We start from the raw sequence: 582 nt of genomic DNA, 5'->3' as shown, positions 1-582 counted from the left end.
TTTCTTCTGGTAAAATATCTGCAATAACAGTATCTATGCCTACTTGTTTTGCAATGGCTTGAGCAGTGTTTTTATTATCGCCAGTTAACATGGCAACTTCAATGCCCATATCATGCAATTGTTTTATAGCATCTTTGGCATGATCTTTGACAGTATCTGCCACTGCGATGATACCAGTTAATGAATAATTAACAGCGATGAGCATAGCAGTTTTACCATCTCGTTCATAATGTGTTAAATCATCAGAAATATGCTTAGGCAAGCTAATATCATTGTCAGCCATTAATTTACGGTTACCAACCAATATATGGTGATGATCAATCGTTGCTTCAATACCATGGCCAGGTACTGCTTTAAATGTTGTTGTCTCAGTTAATGTTAATTGCTTTTCTTTTGCATAATTGACAATGGCTTCTGCCAATGGGTGTTCAGAATCTTTTTCAGCAGTAGCAAGCAGTTGTAGCGTTTGATTGTCACCATGATAATCTGTCACGACTGGACGACCATTTGTAATGGTACCCGTCTTATCTAAAACGATGGTATCAATTTGATGTGTGCGTTCAACAAACTCGCCACCTTTAA

1 protein-coding gene is annotated in these 582 nt (G+C 37.5%); it reads right to left on the bottom strand.

Annotation, left to right across the window (positions count from 1 at the left end):
* Positions 1–582 (bottom strand): HAD-IC family P-type ATPase (locus IDG60_RS27020; protein WP_206160337.1); only part of this gene is annotated, 582 nt, incomplete at both ends.

The sequence above is a fragment of the Staphylococcus sp. EG-SA-2 genome (genome assembly GCF_017152085.1).
The sequence above is the reverse complement of the archived record's forward strand: the minus strand, read 5'-3'. Positions and strand labels throughout refer to the sequence as shown.